Genomic DNA, 16,727 nt, shown 5'->3' with positions numbered 1-16,727 from the left:
GGCGGGCTTAGACTTTAAGGTTCTCTGCGGAGGTCTTGCCCCGATTTGCGATCTCTTCGTATTCCACCGTCTGCCCCTCATTGAGGGAGGACAAACCGGCTTTCTGCACTGCCGAGATATGCACGAACACATCCTTGCCGCCCGACGCAGGCTGGATAAATCCATAACCCTTCGTCGGGTTGAACCACTTGACCGTACCTTTAGCCATCACGACTTCTCCGCGGGTCTTCCTCCGAGATCTCGAACCGCCAGTCCCCGCCAACCGGCCGGTTCGGTCCTAACAGGATACGCGGAATGTGGCGGGCTTGGTAGCTCAAACCACATCAGCATTTCCCCGAATTCCGCTCAACTTCGCGGCGCTTTTGCCGATTTTGCCCGTTTCGCGGTCAATCGTCCGCACGCCGCGTGCCATCCGTCAATACGTCGCGGCCAGATAATCGACGATCTTGCCGACGTCGGCATCGTCGATCGGTGCGCCATAGACTTTGATCATCTTGGTCACCTCGGCCTGCCAGAAGCCCTTCTTGTCCTTCATCGGCGGCTGCGTGGCGATGTAATCCGCCGAGTGGCAGGCGCTGCAATTGCCCTGCACGACCTCGAGGTTGGGGCCGGGCTTGAACACCGCGACCTCATCGGGGGTCTTGTAGTTGACCGGCGCTGCAAGTGCCGCCCCCACCGCGGCGGCAAGGGCGAGGGGAATGGCGAGGAGAACGGTGCGCTGCATGATCACTCTCCTTCAGGCCACGGTCACGCGGACGGTTTCGACGACGTTGCGCAAATAGCCCGCCGGATTCCAGCGCGGCGAGTCCGGCTGCGTCTCGCCGCCATTGCCGGTGGCGCGCACCTTGAGCTCAAGGGTGCCCGCCGCGAGCTTCACCGGCAGCTTCCATTCGCGGAACGAGTATTTGCCCAGATCCTTGCCGAGCTTTGCGCTCACCCAGGTCTTGCCGCCGTCGGTGGAGACCTGGACCTCCTTGATGCCCTTGCCGCCGTCGAAGGCGATGCCGCGCAGGGTCACAGCTCCCGCCTTCAGCTTGGCGCCATCAGGCACGCTGGTGATGAAGGAGCGGATGGTGAAGCGGTTGATCGGGATCGTCGCCTTCGGCGCGGTGCCGGGCTCGATCGCATTGTTCGGCGTATCGGGAATGCGATAGGCGGACTTCATCCAGAAGCCGTCATAGACATTGTCGATGACGGTGATCTCGTTGAGGTGCTTGACCCAGTAGGTACCGTAATAGCCGGGCACGATCAGGCGCAGCGGGAAGCCATTGAGGAACGGCAAATCCTCGCCATTCATGCCATAGGCCAGCATGACCTCGCCGTCAGTGGCGTGATCGATATCGAGTGCCTTGACGAAATCAGGCGTCTTGTCGCTGACCGGCCCGTCCATGCCGTTGAAGGTGACCTGCCTGGCGCCGCTCTGCACGCCAGCCATCTCCAGCACTGCCTTCAGCGGCACGCCGCGCCATCGCGCATTGCCCATGGCGCCGTTGGCGAGCTGGCCGCCGGCGACGCGCGGCTCGACGAAGCCACGGCTGTTGCCGGAGCACTGATTGACGGCGACGATCTCGGTCGCCTTCATCTTCCTGATGTCTTTCAGCGAAAGTTTCAGCGGCTTGTCGACCTTGCCCTTGACCTCGAGCGTGAACTTGTCGGGGTCGAGATTGTAGGGCAGGTCGGAGAGGTGATAGCGCACGAAGAACGCGTTGTTGGGCGTGATAGGGCCGTCGTTGAAGATCGCAAACGGCGTCTCGAGCTGCGGCGGACGGCTGGTCAAGCCGATCATCGGCCGCTTCTGCGGATATTTCACCAGCGGTCGTTCGCCGTTGGCAAAGGGCAGGGTGACGGTATCGAGTGCCAGCGCTTTGGTGGAATTCAGTGTGGCCGCAATGGCGGTCAAGCCCGCTCCTTTGAGCAGGTCGCGTCGATCGAACATCTGGTCCCCTCCCGGAGCTTTTCTTCTGTCAGCGGTCATCACCGCGGACCCGCGCTCATCTGTCGCAACGATCTCGACGAAGTCAATTCGTGCTTTCGCAGCAGGCCCATGCCGCTGCGTTGCAGCAGGCCGGTGTTACGCCTGTGGTGAGATTGAGCCGAGCCGTAGACGCCGCGAAGGTGTGCTCCCTCGCCCCGTTCTTACGGGGAGAGGGTTGGGGTGAGGGGCCTCTCTCCACACGTGCGACTGCCGCGAGACCTGTACCCCCTCACCCGGATTGCATCTTCGATGCAATCCGACCTCTCCCCGCAAGCGGGGAGAGGTGAAGAGGTCACGCCGCAACGCGCGCGCTGCCGTCGACCAGCGCCGTCAGCTGCCGCGCGTCCGCCACCACGCGCACGGCAAGCGGCTCGTCGCGGCCGCGGATCGCGACCTCCTGTTGCGGCAGGGCGTCGTCGACAAGGCCGGCGGTGCGGCGGACTTCTTCCGAGACGATCGCTTCACAGGCCAGCGTCTTGGTCATGTCCTGGAGCCGGGCCGCGACGTTCACGGCATCGCCGAGCGCGGTGAAGACGATGTGATCGCGATAACCGATGTCGCCGATGATGACCTCGCCGCCATGAATACCGACGCCGAAGCGGATCGGTTGGCGCAGATCGTGGCTCAGGAGCTCGTTGAGCTCGTCGATGTGCGTGGCGATGCCGGCGGCCGCCTTGAGCGCCTGCCGGCAGGCCTGTTGCGGATCGGCAGTCAATCCGAACAGCGCCAGCATGCCGTCGCCGACGAACTGGTTCGGCTGGCCGCCGTTCTCGATCACCGCCTGCGACACCGCGCCGAGGAAGCGGTTGACGATGAAGACGGTGTCGAACGGCAGCCGCTTTTCCGCGAGCTGGGTCGAGCCGCGCATGTCCACGAACAGGCTGACGAGATAGCGCTCCTGGCCGATTCTGGCTGGTGTCGAGGCCTGCCCGTCCGTCGCATGCGTGTGCGGCGTGAACAGCTGGAAGAAGGAGAGGTCGGACGTCGGCCGCAGCTGGCAGGCCAGCCGGATCGACGGATCGGCGGTGCCGACGCGGGTGAGCACGAAGGCCTCGCGCTGCGACGGTGTGGGCAGCGCGTCATGGTCGCCGATGATGCGGATGCGGCAAGTCGAGCAGCGGGCGCGGCCACCGCAGACGCTGGCATGCGGCACATTGTGGCGCAGGCTTGCTTCCAGCACGGAGAGGCCCTTGGGGACCCGCACCGTCTTGCCGTTGCCGTAGGACAGCGCGATCATGCCGCCGCGCCGCTCGCGCCAAGCCCGCACGCCGCGAGCCGCCAGCGCCAGGGCGAGCAGACCGAAATAACCGACGGTGAGGCCGCCGGTGATGCGGTCGAGCGTGTTGCCTTCCGCGACCGTGCCGACCTGGCGGCGGCTGAGATTTTGCGCACGCCAGTCTCGATCGTCGCTCTCGATCTCGACGCTGCGGCCGCCCTGATAGATGCCGAGCAGCGACAGCGTCGGGACCAGCACGGCGGCGGCGAGCAGATAGGGTGCGGCGCGCGTGAAGAACGGTTTGAGGCGAAGCCAAAAATAGATGCCGATGCAGCCGTGCACCCAGGCGATGAGAAGCAGGGTCGTCATTTGCCACAGCCGGGCGGGCGCGGCGACGAAGAACAGGTAGAGCTCCTGCGGATAGAGCTTCTGATGATCGTAAAGTGTGTAGCCGAGCCGCACGCCGATCACATGCCCCATGACCAGCGCGGGGATGCTCAGCCCCAGCACGAGCTGAAGCGGCTCGATCGTCCGCCAGCGGAACTGCCGGCGCTGATACAGCGCATAGATGCCCAGCCCCATGTGCGTGAGCGCCGCCGTGTAGAACAGGATCGCGACGGGGAGGAACTGCCAGAAGGCGGTGTGATAGTAGACCCCGGCCTCCATGGCCTCGACCGAGATATTGCCGAGCGCATGATTGAGGAAATGGCTGATCACATAGGAGAACAGGATCACGCCGCAGATGAGCCGCACCTGCCGCACGCTGGTGGCGCGGACGAGTTCGGACATGTGTGCAGCGGCGATGGCCATGATTCGGTTGTATCAGCTCACGAAGGAGAACAGCCAGCGTAACGTTTAATTCCTGACGTGGACAGGTTGTGAGGTCACATGCCGGTCAAGGTTACGAAATCGTAGGGTGGGCAAGGGCGCGCCCTTGCGCGCCGTGCCCACCATTTCTCGACCATATCCTGATGGTGGGCGCGCTTCGCTTTGCCCACCCTACGGCGTCCGCGTTGGGGCTGGGAACACCGCTCTCCCACCACCCCCAACATTGACTCCCCCTCCCAAGTTGGGGAAAAGCGCGGCCGTGACGACAGCTTCTGATATCACCATGCCCTCCAGCGGCGCCACGCGCCGTCCCCTCGTCATGGCCGTCACGATCATTGCTGCGATGACGCTGCTGCGGATCGTCTACGCCTCCGCGATCGAGCTGCGCACCGACGAGGCCTATTACTGGACCTGGTCGAGGGAGGGAGCGCTCAGCTTTCTCGATCATCCCCCGGGCATCGCCTGGCTGATCCGCTTCGGTACCGCGATCTTCGGCGACACCATGCTTGGCGTCCGCTTCGGCGGCATCGTTGCGATGCTGGTGACGCAGCTCCTGCTTGCCGACATCGTCCGCCGCCTCACCCATGATGTGCGCGCGATCGTGTTCGCGGTGCTGATGCCGGAAGCCGCGCTCTATTACGGCCTGCTGATGGCCAAGGTCGCGCCCGATGTCGCCATGATCCCGTTCGCGGTGGCGATGATGTGGTCGCTGGTGCGGCTGGCGCAGAGCGGCGACGGACGCTGGTGGCTCGCGGCCGGGCTGTTCGCTGGCCTGTCGATGCTGTCGAAATTCACCGCGATCATGTTCGCGCCCGCGCTTGCCGCCTTTCTGCTGGTGCCGGATTGGCGCTGGCGCTGGTTGCGTAACCCCTATCCCTATCTCGCCGTGCTGGTTGCGATAACAGTGTTCTCGCCGGTGCTGATCTGGAACGCGCAGCACGATTGGGCTTCGTTTCGTTTCCAGGGCGTGCGCGCCACCGCCAATTACGGCATCTCGCTGCGGACGGTCGGCGACTTCATCGGCCTGCAGTTCGGCCTGGTCGGCTTTGTCATGCTGCCGGTGGTGCTGACCGGACTGGTGCTGACGGCATGGCGCGGCTATCGCACCCGCGAGCCGGTCGCGATCCTGTTGTCGACCGCGGTGCTGGTGCCGTTTCTGTATTTCCTTTTCAAGTCGACGACGCTGCGGGTCGGCGACACCTGGCCGATGTTCATGTGGCCGGTCGGCTTTGCTGCGGCGGCCGTGAACCTCGCGACGATGACGAAAGAGGGCTGGTCCGCCCGGATGCTCAACTCGTCGCTGTTCTGGGTCAGGACAGCGATCGTCTCCGGCATCGCCTTCGTCGTCATCGTGTTCCTCTATTATGTCGCCGCGCCCTGGAATCTCCTCGGCAAGATCGATCCGATCGGCGCCGAGGCCGGCTATGAACAGGTCGCCGCGCGCGCCCAGGCCGCGCTGGATGAGACGGGCGCGACCTGGATCGCGACGACGGACTACCGCACCTACGCCATGATGCGCTGGCTGTTCAGGGGGCGCGTGCCCGTCGTCGAGATCAACGAACGTGGCCGCTTCCAGGATTTTGGCGATCCCGGCATGAACCGGATCAAGGGCCACGCCGGCATCTATGTCGGCCGCGAGCCGGACGATCGCTCGTCGCTGTGGGAGAGCATCCCCGCCAAGCGCGAGCCGCTCGGCCGGGTCGAACGCCGCTGGCGCGGCGTCGTGATGGACACTTACGTGCTCGAAAAGCTCACCGGCTGGACCCCGGAGCTGTCACCGCCGAAGGACTCGCCGCTGTTCCTGTGGAAGGTGCTGGCGGGGGAATTCGAGAGGCGAGTGTTCGCCTAGCGCAGCAAGCTCCTCTTCCTTCTCCCTTGTGGGAGAAAGCGGCGCGAAGCGCCGGACGAGGGTATCTCTCCGCACGTTTCAGTATCGTAGGATGGGCAAGCGAAGCGTGCCCACCGCTTCTGTCGAAGTGCCGGATTAATGGTGGGCACGGCGCAAGTGCGCCTTTGCCCACCCTACGGTTCCTGGCTACTCCTCGTCGTTCTTCTTCCGCAGCAGATCCGTCGCGAGGTCAGACAGCTTCGGCGGCGGCAGCGCTGCGAACGGCAGCGGCCTCGTGACGTCGATCGCGGCGAGGCCAAGCCGTGCCGTCAACAAGCCATTGAGCACGCCTTCGCCGAGCCGCTGCGACAGCTTTGCCGCGATGCCGTGGCCGAGCATCTGCTGCACCAGGCTGTCGCTCGCGGCCATGCCGCCGGTGATGGCGAGATGGGCGATGACGTGACGGAGCAGGCGGATCATGCCGAGCGCGCCGGGGCGGCCGCCGTAGAGCCGCGCGAGCTGACGTATCAGGCGCAATGCGGCGACGAACACGAACAGCACGTCGATCGCGGCGCGTGGGCTCACCGCGGTCACGATCGAAACCTTTTGCGCGGCTGACGACACCAGCCGCCGCGCCTCGGCATCCAGCGGCGACATCAGCTCGCGCTCGGCGAGCCGGATCATGTCGGCGCCGTCGATGATCTCGCTGGTGTGGCTCTCCAGGGTGGCGCGGGCGCGCGCGAGCTGCGGGTTCTGGTGCGCGATCTTGAGCAGGTCCTGCACGATGACACGGCTCTCCTCGCGATCGTCGCTGGCAAGGACTGCGGCTGCACGCTGATGCAACTGCTCGATCGCGGCGAGGCGCGCGAGACCGAACGCCTCGCGGCCGATCACCACCGCGAGCGCAAGCGCGGTCACGAGCGCAAACGCCAACCCGACATAGCCGAGGCTTTCGCTGCGCGCGAACAAATCCTCGATCAGATGGACGACGCCGAGCCCGGTGCCGAGCAGCGTCAACCCGGCAACGCCCGACCAGAACAGCGCACCCCAGGGAAAACCGCGGCGCGCGGGAAGCGCGGTTTGAATCGGCACCGGCAGCGCCTGCGGATCGTGCTCCGGCGTGATCTGGATCGTGGCGCGACTCAGTCGGCTGGTTTCGTCGGCTTCGGTGACGACGACGCCAGGATCGTCGAGCCGAAACGTCGCCGGCCGCCGTGGCTTCGATCGGTCGTTCATGCGAGCTTGTCTCCGATCAGGAACTGCAAGGCACGGTCGAGGCGGATGTGTGGCAGCGTCGGCGGCTCGCTGCCTTCGCGGTCGAGTGTGGGCGGGCGGAAGCGCAGGAAGCGGAAGTCGCTTGTCTCGGCAGCCTCGGTCGCGAGGCCGCGGAACGCATCGGTGCCGTTGAAGAGCGGCTCGGGATCCAAGGGCAAATCGCCCGGAAAGGTCGCGACCTCGGTGTTACCGTCGAAGAACTCACCGCCGGCGCTTTCGCCCGCGGCCGGCGTTCCCAGGATCGACGGTAATTTGTCGCGGCCCTGCGCGACTTGAGCTTCTCTCGTGGCGCGCACCGCGGCCAGCGCCACCACGTCGATCGCCGCGCCGGTATTTTCCGCGCGCGCAACGGCGCCCGAGACGGCGCGGCGCAGCACGGCCTCGAGCCGGTCGTGGCTGGAATGATGCAGATGGTCGGCCTTCGTCGCCGCGAACAGGATGCGGTCGATGCGCGGCCGGAACAGGCTGGAGAGGATCGTGCTGCGGCCGATGTTGAAGCAGTCGAGAATGCCGGCCAGCGCCGCTTCGAGGTCGTGCAGCGCCTCGGGACCGGAGTTGAACGCGGCAAGCGCATCGGCCAGCACGATCTGGCGATCGAGCCGGGCAAAATGATCGCGGAAGAACGGGCGCACCACCACATCCTTGTAGGCCTCGAAGCGGCGCACCATCATCGCCCACAGCGACCCCTCCGGCGCCTGCCCGCCGGTGGGCACGTCGAGCGGTGCAAAGGTCAGCGCCGGCGAGCCTGCGAGATTGCCGGGCATCAGGAAGCGACCGGGCGGCAGCAGGCTCATCGCAAAGCGCTCGTCGCGGCAGGCGCGCAAATAGTCGGTGAAGAGTTTTGCGGCGCTGAGCGTCGCCTGCTCGTCCTCGCGCGCCTCGGGCTTGAGCGTTGCGAGATACGCGTGCCATTCGCTCGCAAGATGCGCACGCGGTGCCTCGCGCGACAGCGCAAGGCTCTCCGCCGACCATTGCTCGAAACTCTTCTGCAGCAGCGGCAGGTCGAGCAGCCATTCGCCGGGATAGTCGACAATGTCGAGCGTCAGGGTGCGGTCGGCGCCGTTGTGGCGCTGGTAGTCGATGACGAGCCTGAGCTCGCTGATGTCGACGGTCGAATTCGGCCAGCGTCGCTCCTCGATCAGCGCGCGCAGATGGCTTTCATAGGCAAAGCGCGGCACGGCATCGTCGGGCTGCGGCGCCAGATGCGCTCGCGCGATCCGGCCCGAGGCATAGGCTTCGAACACCGGAAACCGGCCGCCGCGGGTGAGGCCGTGGATCAACGCGGTGATGAACACGGTCTTGCCGGCCCGCGACAGGCCGGTAACGCCTAACCGCACCGTCGGATTGAAGAAGTGCTCGCCATAGTCGATCAGCGCCTGGGCCGACAAGCGCGCTTCTTCGACCATATCCTGGAAACTGAATGCCATATGAACGTTAGGGGATCTCGGGCGGGGATACGCAAAATGGATTAATCACAAAAGTGGCAACTGCCTGAGGAAAATCAAGCTTTCATACTTCCACCGCCTTTGTCGGCAAATCAGCCGTTTGAACGACGCGCCGATCCCGAAACACCCATTGAAGAGGGCATTACCTCATCTTGCGGATTGCCATGACCGTCTTCCAACTGAAACACCTTGCATCCACCTCCGTCCACGCCGCGGCCGACGTGATCGGCTGGAACTATGACCGCGCCGAGGTCATCGCTGACGGAATCATCCACGCGATCGGCGTCCTCTCCGGCATCATCGCCGCGACCGTGCTGGTGGTGCTGACGGCGGTCTATGCCGACGCCACCTACATCGTCGGCGTCTCGATCTATGTCGCCGGCCTGCTCTCGATGCTGGTGCTGTCGGCGACCTATAATCTCTGGCCGGTGTCGCCGGCCAAATGGCTGCTGCGGCGGTTCGACCATTCCGCGATCTATCTCCTGATCGCGGCGACCTACACGCCGTTTATCCTGGAGGTGAAGGACAGCGGGTTCGCGCTCGTCCTGCTCGCCGGGGTCTGGTGCGTTGCGATCCTCGGCATCGTGCTCAAGCTTTGCTGCCCCGGCCGCTTCGACCGCGTTGCGGTCGGCATCTATCTCGCCATGGGCTGGAGCGGCGTGATGCTCTACGACGCCGTGGTCAGGGCGCTGCCCGCGCTGGTGCTGAGCTTCATCCTTGCCGGCGGCCTGCTCTACAGCTTCGGCGTGATCTTCCACGCCTGGCGGCGGCTGCGCTTCCAGAATGCGATCTGGCACGGCTTTGTCTTGGCCGGTGCGGCGTGCCATTATACCGCGGTGCTCGACCTCGTGTTGAGCTGAGCAAGCTTCTAGAAGCGGTATAAGACAAGAGGAGACGTCGCATGCAGGTGACCGGCAAGGTCGTGGTCGTCACGGGCGGCGCAAACGGCATCGGCAAGGCGCTGTGCGAGGCCTTTTACAACGCGGGCGCAGCCAAGGTCGTCGTCGCGGATATGGATGCCGCCAACGCAAGGGCGGTCGCGGCCATGGTGGATGGCGCGGCCTTCAAATGCGACGTCGCGCAGGAGAAGGACATCTCGCATGTCATCGAGGAGACCGAGCGGCAGTTCGGTCCCATCGCGCTGTTCTGCTCCAATGCCGGCATCGGCGGTGGCTTCGATCCGATGTCGGTCAATGCCGGCGGCGCCTCCGACGAGCCGTGGCAGCGCAGCTGGGCGATCCACGTCATGGCCCATGTCTATGCGGCACGGCATCTCATTCCCCGCATGAAGGCGCGCGGCGGCGGCTATTTCCTCAACACGATCTCGGCCGCGGGCCTGCTGTCGCAGGTCGGCAGCCCGGCTTATTCGACGACCAAGCATGCGGCGGTCGGCTTTGCCGAGAATCTCGCGATCTCGCACAAGGCTGACAACATCAAGGTCTCGATCCTCTGTCCGCAGGGCGTCGACACCAACATGCTGCGCTCGATCCCGAAGGGTCCGCAATCGGGCGACGGCGACCTAGCGCCCGAGCAGGTCGCCAAGGACGTGCTCGCCGGGCTCGAGCAGGAAACGTTCCTGATCCTGCCGCATCCCCAGGTGCTCGGCTACATGCGCAAGAAGACCGAAAATTACGACCGCTGGATCGGCGGCATGGCCAAGATCCAGGCCAGGATGCGGGAGGAGTTCGGGAAGTAGGTTGGTGCCGCGATCTCGGTCTTGTAGCCCGGATGGAGCGCAACGTAATCCGGGGCCTCTCTAGCTTGTGGCAAGAACCCCGGATTGCGCTGCGCTCCATCCGGGCTACGGCACCTCACGCAGCCGCCTCATCCTCCATCCGGCTCTGCCTGAGCGCCCGCGCATAGAGCATCATACCCTCGCGCACCTTGCGCTGTTCTGCCGCCGTCAGCGCCTCCAGCGCGCCGCGGACCTGCTGGCGGCCGAACGCATGCAATGCCTCGAGCGTGCGTTGGCCCTTCGCCGTCAGCGACAGCCTCTTGCTGCGGGCATCAAGCTCATCAGGCGTTTCCCTGAGCTCGCCGCAGTCGATCAGCTTGCGCACCAGGCGGCTGACGCTGGATTTCTCCAGACGCAGGAAATCGCCGAGCTCGCCTGAGGTCATGGGACCGCGGATGCCGACCTCCAGGATGGTGTGCACCGCCGACGGCGGATAGTCCGATGCCGCCACCGTCGCATCCATGAAGCCGAGCTCGCGCACCATCAGGCGCGAGGCGGCGCGGATGTCGTCGATCAGCGCAAGTTCGGTCATCTTGACTCCGGGCATATAGTTGTATCATACAACTATATGCGTGCAGCGGCGCGCGCAAGCGTTTGGAGTGAGCCATGGGCGGAATTGTGCCGGCTGGTCAGCGGATGAAGGGCAAGGTTTGCCTGGTGACGGGCGGCGGCAGCGGCATCGGGCGCGCCACGGCGCTCCGGATGGCGTCCGAGGGAGCTGAAGCGATCATCGTCGCCGGCCGGGGCGGAGCCGAGATCGACGCCACCGCCGCAGCGTGCCGCGAGCTTGGTGCGGAGGCGATGGCCCTCAAGACCGACATCACGCGCGAGGACGACGTCGAACGGCTGATGCGTACGGCCGTTGAGCGTTGTGGCCGGCTCGACGTCGCCTTCAACAATGCCGGCTTCCAGGAGCGCCGCGCGCCGCTGGAAGAGCAGGGCACTGAGATCTACGACAGCGTGTTCGACACCAATGTCCGCGCGCTGTTCCTGTGCCTGCGGCACCAATTGCCTGTCATGCTCGCGCAAGGCCGCGGCAGCATCGTCGTCAATGCCTCCGTCAGCGGCGTGCGCAATCCCAATCCCGGCTTCTCGCTCTATTCGGCCTCCAAGGCCGCCGCGATCTCGCTGACACGCTCGGCGGCGCTGGAGAACGCCCCGCGCGGCATCCGCATCAACGCCGTCGCCCCCGGCCGTGTCGTCACCGACATGATGCTGCGCGCCGGTGTCGGCGACGTCGCAACCGTCAGCGCCGGCCTGCCGCTGCGGCGGATGGGCAGTCCTGAGGAGGTCGCGGAGGCCGTGGTGTGGCTGTCATCCGACGCGTCGTCTTATGTCGTCGGGCATGTGCTGGCGGCGGATGGGGGATTTTTGGCGTCGTAGTGATGAGGTCGTAGCACGGATGGAGCAAAGCGTAATCCGGGGCCCACTGGCTTGGGGCACGATTCCCGGATTGCGCTTCGTCCATCCGGGCTACGGGTGCCCTAATGCTTCTGCCCGTACAGCACCGGCACCGCCGAATCCACGACGACCTCGATCAGGCTGGTGCCTTCGTACGTCATGCCGCACTTGAGCGCCTCGCCAAGCTCCGCGGCCTTGCTCACCCGCACCGCGTGGCAGCCGATGCCTTCGGCGAGCCGGACGAAATCGATTCCCGGCAGCTCCAGTCCCGGCACGTTCCTCACCTGCATCACCTGGCTGAACGAGCGCATCGCGCCGTAGCCGGAATTGTTGAGGACGATGACGGTCAGCGGCAGCTTGCGCTGCGCGGCGGTCCACAGTGCCTGTATCGAATACATCGCCGAGCCGTCGCCGATCAGGCAGACCGTGCGGCTGTTCGGCTTGCCGAGCGCCATGCCGACGGCGGCGGGCAGCGAATAGCCGAGGCCGCCGCTCGCCATCGTGTAAAAGCTGTCCTGGCCGGGCATCGGCATGAACTTTTGCATCGCCGGCCGGTGTGAGGGAACTTCCTCGACGACCGACGTACCATCCGGCATCGCCTGCGACAGCGAATGCAGCAGGAATTCGACCGGCAGCGGATCGGCCGCCTGCGGCGCCGGCGGCAGCGTTCGGCCTTTTGGCATCGCCCGTTTGCTCTCCGGAAGCAGGTCGAGCAGCATCGAGAGTGCTGGCTTCATCGTCGCGATGATGCTGGTGCCGACTGGTGTCACCGCCGCCGCATCCGGATCGTCCGTGATCTGGAAGATCGTCGCGCCGCCGTCGAAGATCGCGGCGTGGCCCTCGACATGGAAGGTGAACACCGGCGCGCCGATGACGACCACGAGGTCGTGCGCGCGCAGCGCGTCGGAGAGCTGCGCGGGCGAGGCATGCAGGAAGCCCGCAAATTGCGGATGCCGCTCCGGGAATGAGCAGCGCGCCGAGAACGGGCTGACCCAGACGCTGGCCTTGGACTTCTCGGCGACGCGCACCATCAGATCCACTGCGCCGGCGCGGTCGATTCCGGGGCCGACGACGAGGGCAGGGTGTTTTGCGCTGGCGAGCGCGGCGACCAGCGCCTTCATCGGGTCGAGCTCGGGGCCGATCTCGCGGCTGACCTTGCGCGCTTCCACCGGCGCCGTCGCATGGGCCCAGTCGTCGATCGGGATCGAGACGAAGGTCGGCCCACAGGGCGGCTGCATCGCGGTGTAATAGGCGCGCGCGATCGCGGCCGGCACGTCCTCGGGCCGCGCCGGTTCGACGCTGTATTTGACGTAAGGCCGCGGAAACTCGGAGGCACGCTCGGCATAGAGGAACGCCTGCAGCGGCAGGATCGAGCGCGCCTGCTGGCCCGCGGTGATCACCAGCGGCGTCTGGTTGCGATGCGCGGTGTAGATGTTGCCGAGCGCGTTGCCGACGCCGGCGGCCGAATGCAGATTGACGAAGCCGGCATTGCGCGTTGCCTGCGCATAGCCGTCAGCCATGCCGACCGCGCTGGCCTCCTGCAGCGCCAGCACGTAATCGATGTCGTCGGGCCAGTCGCTCAGGAACGGCAGCTCGGTCGAGCCGGGATTGCCGAACACCCGGTCGATGCCGAAGGCGCGCAGCAGGTCGAGCGTCGCCTGCTTGACGGTGACGGATCTGCTGCCGGTCTTGCCGTTCTTGGCCATGGTTTCCGTCCCCTGTGCTTATTGTTACGGCGTCATTCCGGGGCGATGCGCAGCATCGAACCCGGAATCTCGAGATTCCGGATCCGGTCCTGCGGACCGTCCCGGAATGACGGAACTACCACACCGCCGTGCCCTTCATCGTCGGCTGCCCTTCCGCGTTCGCGGTCCACAGCTCCATTCCCGCCTCGGTCTCGTTGGCGTTGATGGAGAACTCCGTGCCCTCGAACAGCGGCTGCAGTCCGCGATAGGTGAACTTCTTCGGCGCCTGGCCGCGATGCAGCTTCGCCGCCATCTCGATGATCAGCGCCGCCTGCAGCGGCCCGTGGAAGATCAGGCCCGGATAGCCCTCGACCTTGGTGACGTAGTCGCGATCGTAGTGGATGCGGTGGCCGTTGAAGGTCAGCGCGGAATAGCGAAACAGCAGCACGGGATCGGAGACATGGGTCTCGCGGTGCTGCGCGGTCGGCGGCGGGGGCGGAGCCTTGCCGCCCGCGGGCGCGCTGCTCGTCATCTCGCGATAGACGATGTCCTGCCGCTCGCGGATGGCAACGCCGCGCGGGGAAGAGATGCTGTGCTCGACCGAGACGAAGCAAAGCGTGCCGGTCGAGCCTGATTTCACCTGCACATCGGCGATGCGCGAGGTCCGCGTCGATTCATCGCCAACCTGCAGCGGCTGCAAGAACTCAATCTCGCCGCCAGCCCACATCCGGCGCGGCAGCGGCACTGGCGGCAGAAAGCCGCCGCGGGTCGGATGGCCGTCGGGGCCGAGCATCGACATCGGAAACACCGGCTGCGCCAGGCACCAATGCACCGTGAACGGCGCGGCGTCGCCCGTCTTGGGTTCGCCGACCTCCTGGAACAGCGTCGCGCGCAGGCCCATCACGAGCTGCGCGGTGACGATGTCGGTAGCCTCCGTGCTGCGGCCGATCCATTGCCGCAAATGATCGATGTCGAGCTTCTCGGTCATGACGCCTCGCTCTTGTTATGTCCTGGACGGACGTTCGCCGATGGCGGGCACGGCACCATAGCTGCGCGTCTCGCCGATGATGATCGGCGCCGGTGCGGGATAGCTGACGCGTCCCTGCGGCGTGTCGACTTCGATGCGGCGAAGATGCGGATGATTGGTGAGATCGGCCATGGTATTGACCTCGGCGAACGCGATGTCGGCATCTGACAGCCGCTTCAGCAGCTCGTCGCGCGTCATCCTGCCGAAGATATCCGCGACCGTCGTGTCGGTGAAGTCGCGGTTGCGCACGCGCTCGACCATGTTGGCGACGCGCGGATCGGCAGGCAGATCGGGCTGATCCAGCACCTTGGCGCATAGCGTCTTCCACTCGCGCTCGCTCTGGATCGAAATCAAAATGTCCTTGCCGTCTTTCGAGGTGAACACGCCATAGGGCGCGATCGAGGGATGGCGCAGGCCCATGCGCTTGGGCGGATTTCCGGCCTCGGAGTTGAGCAGCGGCACGGTGCACCAGTCCGCCATCACGTCGAACATGGAGATGCGGATGTCACAGCCCTTGCCGGTGCGCCCGCGCGCGATCAGCGCTTCCAGAATCGCCGCATGCGCGGTCGCACCGGTCGCGACGTCGACGATCGACATGCCGACGCGCGAGGCGCCGTCGGGATTGCCGGTGATCGAGGCAAGGCCGCTTTCGGCCTGGATCAGCAGGTCATAAGCCTTGCGGTGCGCGTAGGGGCCCTCGTCGCCATAGCCGGTGATGGTGCAGGAGATCAGCTTCGGATAGTCCTTCAGCAGCCGCTCGCGCGAAAAGCCGAGCTTGTCCATCGAGCCCGGCTTGAGGTTCTGGATCAGCACGTCGGCGCTCGCGATCAGCTTCTCCAGCTCGGCGCAGCCTTCTTTCGTTGCGAGATCGACCACCGCCGATTGCTTGCCGCGGTTGAGCCAGACGAAGTAGCTGCTCTGTCCCTTGGCCGCCGCGTCATAGCCGCGGGCGAAATCGCCTTCGGGCCGTTCGATCTTGATCACCTCGGCGCCGGCGTCCGCCAGGCGCGAGGAGCAGAACGGCGCCGCCACCGCCTGCTCGACCGCAATCACCCTGATCCCGTCCAATGCTCCCATGGTGCGACCTTAATACGAGCGGGGCATGCCGAGCACGTGCTCGGCGACGTAGGACAGCACGAGGTTGGTCGAGATCGGCGCCACCTGGTACAGCCGCGTCTCGCGGAATTTGCGCTCGACGTCGTATTCCTCGGCAAAGCCGAAGCCGCCATGGGTCTGGATGCAGGCATTGGCCGCTTCCCAGGACGCGTCGGCTGCCAGCATCTTGGCCATGTTGGCCTCGGCGCCGCAGTCGAGCCCGCCCTCGTATTTGCGCGTGGCTTCCTTCACCATCAGCTCGGCCGCGCGCATCGAGGCATAGGCCTTGGCGATCGGGAACTGGATGCCTTGATTCTGGCCGATCGGCCGGCCGAAAACGCTGCGCTCCTTGGCGTAGTTCGTCGCCTTCGCGATGAACCACTTGGCGTCGCCGACGCATTCGGCGGCGATCAGGATGCGCTCGGCGTTCATGCCGGAAAGGATGTAGCGAAAGCCTTTGCCTTCCTCGCCGATCAGATTCTCCGCCGGCACCTTCATGTCGGTGAAGAACACTTCGGTGGTGGCGTGGTTCATCATGGTGCGGATCGGGCGGATCTCCAAGCCGTTGTTCTTGGCCTCGCGCATGTCGACGATGAACACGGAGAGGCCATCGGTGCGCTTCTTGGCCTGCTCCTTCGGCGTGGTGCGCGCCAGCAGCACCATCAGGTCCGAATGTTCGGCGCGGCTGGTCCAGATCTTCTGGCCGTTGACGATGTAGCTGTCATTGCCATCCTTGCGCGCGAATGTCTTCAGCGAGGAGGTGTCGGTGCCGCTGGTCGGCTCGGTGACGCCGAAGGCCTGCAGGCGCAATTCGCCGCTGGCGATCTTCGGCAGGTACTTTGCCTTCTGCTCGGCGTTGCCGTGCCGCAGCACGGTGCCCATCGTGTACATCTGGGCGTGGCAGCCGCCGCCGTTGCAGCCCGCGCGCTGGATCTCTTCCAGGATCGCCGCGGCCGCCGACAGCTTCAGCCCTGCGCCGCCATATTCCTCGGGGATCAGCACCGACAGATAGCCGGCCTCAGTCAGCGCATCGACGAAGGCCTTGGGGTAAGCCATCTCGCGATCGAGCTTGCGCCAATAATCGCCGGGAAACTGCGCGCACAGCTTGGCGACGGCTTCACGGATGTCGGCGTAATCTTCGGTGTGGTGTTCTTGACTCATGGCGTTTCCAATCAATAGCGGCAGTTAAGATAACGCCGGCCAACCCTCTGGCGTTG

15 protein-coding genes are annotated in these 16,727 nt (G+C 65.4%); 4 read left to right on the top strand and 11 right to left on the bottom strand.

Annotation, left to right across the window (positions count from 1 at the left end; all coding sequences use genetic code 11):
- Nucleotides 1-7 precede the first annotated feature (7 nt).
- The 4 genes from IVA81_RS33505 to IVA81_RS33490 all read right to left on the bottom strand — a co-directional run bounded on the left by IVA81_RS33505 (nt 8) and on the right by IVA81_RS33490 (nt 4,001).
- Nucleotides 8-208, bottom strand: coding sequence for a cold-shock protein (locus IVA81_RS33505; RefSeq protein WP_008134691.1), 201 nt, complete (start codon nt 206-208; stop codon nt 8-10).
- Nucleotides 209-415: 207 nt separating this feature from the next.
- On the bottom strand, nt 416-724 hold the full coding sequence (locus tag IVA81_RS33500) for a cytochrome c (protein ID WP_247326228.1): 309 nt from the start codon (nt 722-724) through the stop codon (nt 416-418).
- Nucleotides 725-736: 12 nt separating this feature from the next.
- A complete protein-coding gene (locus IVA81_RS33495) occupies nt 737-1,936 on the bottom strand; it encodes a molybdopterin-dependent oxidoreductase (RefSeq protein WP_247326226.1) in 1,200 nt (399 codons plus the stop codon).
- Nucleotides 1,937-2,267: 331 nt separating this feature from the next.
- On the bottom strand, nt 2,268-4,001 hold the full coding sequence (locus IVA81_RS33490) for an adenylate/guanylate cyclase domain-containing protein (protein ID WP_247326224.1): 1,734 nt from the start codon (nt 3,999-4,001) through the stop codon (nt 2,268-2,270).
- Between the two features lie 301 nt (nt 4,002-4,302).
- On the opposite strand from IVA81_RS33490, the gene IVA81_RS33485 reads away from it, so the two are divergent.
- Nucleotides 4,303-5,868: a glycosyltransferase family 39 protein gene (locus tag IVA81_RS33485; protein WP_247326275.1), complete on the top strand. Its 1,566-nt coding sequence runs from the start codon at nt 4,303-4,305 to the stop codon at nt 5,866-5,868.
- A 186-nt stretch (nt 5,869-6,054) separates the two neighbouring features.
- Here the strand turns inward: IVA81_RS33485 and IVA81_RS33480 are convergent, their stop codons facing one another.
- Both IVA81_RS33480 and IVA81_RS33475 read right to left on the bottom strand, forming a co-directional pair.
- Complete coding sequence (locus tag IVA81_RS33480) at nt 6,055-7,083, bottom strand: TIGR01620 family protein (RefSeq protein WP_247326222.1); 1,029 nt, start codon at nt 7,081-7,083, stop codon at nt 6,055-6,057.
- Nucleotides 7,080-8,549 carry a YcjX family protein gene (locus tag IVA81_RS33475; protein WP_247326221.1) on the bottom strand — a complete coding sequence of 490 codons (1,470 nt, stop codon included), beginning with the start codon at nt 8,547-8,549 and terminating at the stop codon, nt 7,080-7,082. The genes IVA81_RS33480 and IVA81_RS33475 overlap by 4 nt, the downstream gene beginning before the upstream one ends.
- Before the next feature lie 182 nt (nt 8,550-8,731).
- Between IVA81_RS33475 and IVA81_RS33470 the strand changes: the two genes are divergently transcribed.
- On the top strand, nt 8,732-9,427 hold the full coding sequence (locus IVA81_RS33470) for a hemolysin III family protein (protein ID WP_247326220.1): 696 nt from the start codon (nt 8,732-8,734) through the stop codon (nt 9,425-9,427).
- Nucleotides 9,428-9,468: 41 nt separating this feature from the next.
- Nucleotides 9,469-10,263: an SDR family oxidoreductase gene (locus IVA81_RS33465; RefSeq protein ID WP_247326219.1), complete on the top strand. Its 795-nt coding sequence runs from the start codon at nt 9,469-9,471 to the stop codon at nt 10,261-10,263.
- A gap of 115 nt (nt 10,264-10,378) precedes the next feature.
- Here the strand turns inward: IVA81_RS33465 and IVA81_RS33460 are convergent, their stop codons facing one another.
- Nucleotides 10,379-10,834, bottom strand: coding sequence for a MarR family winged helix-turn-helix transcriptional regulator (locus IVA81_RS33460; RefSeq protein ID WP_247326218.1), 456 nt, complete (start codon nt 10,832-10,834; stop codon nt 10,379-10,381).
- A 74-nt stretch (nt 10,835-10,908) separates the two neighbouring features.
- On the opposite strand from IVA81_RS33460, the gene IVA81_RS33455 reads away from it, so the two are divergent.
- Complete coding sequence (locus IVA81_RS33455; protein ID WP_247326217.1) at nt 10,909-11,685, top strand: glucose 1-dehydrogenase; 777 nt, start codon at nt 10,909-10,911, stop codon at nt 11,683-11,685.
- Nucleotides 11,686-11,786: 101 nt separating this feature from the next.
- Here IVA81_RS33455 and mdlC read toward each other — a convergent pair whose 3' ends face one another.
- From mdlC to IVA81_RS33435, 4 genes are all read right to left on the bottom strand, one after another.
- Complete coding sequence (gene mdlC, locus IVA81_RS33450; RefSeq protein WP_247326216.1) at nt 11,787-13,409, bottom strand: benzoylformate decarboxylase; 1,623 nt, start codon at nt 13,407-13,409, stop codon at nt 11,787-11,789.
- A 115-nt stretch (nt 13,410-13,524) separates the two neighbouring features.
- Entirely contained in the window at nt 13,525-14,376 is an 852-nt protein-coding gene (locus IVA81_RS33445; protein ID WP_247326215.1) for a MaoC family dehydratase N-terminal domain-containing protein, read from the bottom strand.
- 15 nt (nt 14,377-14,391) lie between these two features.
- Complete coding sequence (locus IVA81_RS33440) at nt 14,392-15,492, bottom strand: CaiB/BaiF CoA-transferase family protein (RefSeq protein ID WP_247326213.1); 1,101 nt, start codon at nt 15,490-15,492, stop codon at nt 14,392-14,394.
- 9 nt (nt 15,493-15,501) lie between these two features.
- Nucleotides 15,502-16,671 (bottom strand): acyl-CoA dehydrogenase family protein, encoded by a 1,170-nt coding sequence (locus IVA81_RS33435; protein ID WP_247326211.1) that lies wholly within the window; start codon nt 16,669-16,671, stop codon nt 15,502-15,504.
- Between the last annotated feature and the right edge of the window lie 56 nt (nt 16,672-16,727).

Origin of the sequence: Bradyrhizobium sp. 141 (assembly GCF_023074055.1) — a bacterium.
Lineage (GTDB): Bacteria > Pseudomonadota > Alphaproteobacteria > Rhizobiales > Xanthobacteraceae > Bradyrhizobium.
This window is presented reverse-complemented; position numbering and strand designations above follow the sequence as displayed.

What these genes read in the sequence shown, in the direction of transcription:
- IVA81_RS33455 (WP_247326217.1), top strand. Translation starts at nt 10,909, where the DNA reads ATGGGCGGAATTGTGCCGGCTGGTCAGCGGATGAAGGGCAAGGTTTGC.
- IVA81_RS33505 (WP_008134691.1), bottom strand. Translation starts at nt 208, where the DNA reads ATGGCTAAAGGTACGGTCAAGTGGTTCAACCCGACGAAGGGTTATGGA.
- IVA81_RS33485 (WP_247326275.1), top strand. Translation starts at nt 4,303, where the DNA reads ATGCCCTCCAGCGGCGCCACGCGCCGTCCCCTCGTCATGGCCGTCACG.
- IVA81_RS33445 (WP_247326215.1), bottom strand. Translation starts at nt 14,376, where the DNA reads ATGACCGAGAAGCTCGACATCGATCATTTGCGGCAATGGATCGGCCGC.
- IVA81_RS33500 (WP_247326228.1), bottom strand. Translation starts at nt 724, where the DNA reads ATGCAGCGCACCGTTCTCCTCGCCATTCCCCTCGCCCTTGCCGCCGCG.
- IVA81_RS33440 (WP_247326213.1), bottom strand. Translation starts at nt 15,492, where the DNA reads ATGGGAGCATTGGACGGGATCAGGGTGATTGCGGTCGAGCAGGCGGTG.
- IVA81_RS33470 (WP_247326220.1), top strand. Translation starts at nt 8,732, where the DNA reads ATGACCGTCTTCCAACTGAAACACCTTGCATCCACCTCCGTCCACGCC.
- IVA81_RS33495 (WP_247326226.1), bottom strand. Translation starts at nt 1,936, where the DNA reads ATGTTCGATCGACGCGACCTGCTCAAAGGAGCGGGCTTGACCGCCATT.
- IVA81_RS33490 (WP_247326224.1), bottom strand. Translation starts at nt 4,001, where the DNA reads ATGGCCATCGCCGCTGCACACATGTCCGAACTCGTCCGCGCCACCAGC.
- IVA81_RS33480 (WP_247326222.1), bottom strand. Translation starts at nt 7,083, where the DNA reads ATGAACGACCGATCGAAGCCACGGCGGCCGGCGACGTTTCGGCTCGAC.
- mdlC (WP_247326216.1), bottom strand. Translation starts at nt 13,409, where the DNA reads ATGGCCAAGAACGGCAAGACCGGCAGCAGATCCGTCACCGTCAAGCAG.
- IVA81_RS33435 (WP_247326211.1), bottom strand. Translation starts at nt 16,671, where the DNA reads ATGAGTCAAGAACACCACACCGAAGATTACGCCGACATCCGTGAAGCC.
- IVA81_RS33460 (WP_247326218.1), bottom strand. Translation starts at nt 10,834, where the DNA reads ATGACCGAACTTGCGCTGATCGACGACATCCGCGCCGCCTCGCGCCTG.
- IVA81_RS33475 (WP_247326221.1), bottom strand. Translation starts at nt 8,549, where the DNA reads ATGGCATTCAGTTTCCAGGATATGGTCGAAGAAGCGCGCTTGTCGGCC.
- IVA81_RS33465 (WP_247326219.1), top strand. Translation starts at nt 9,469, where the DNA reads ATGCAGGTGACCGGCAAGGTCGTGGTCGTCACGGGCGGCGCAAACGGC.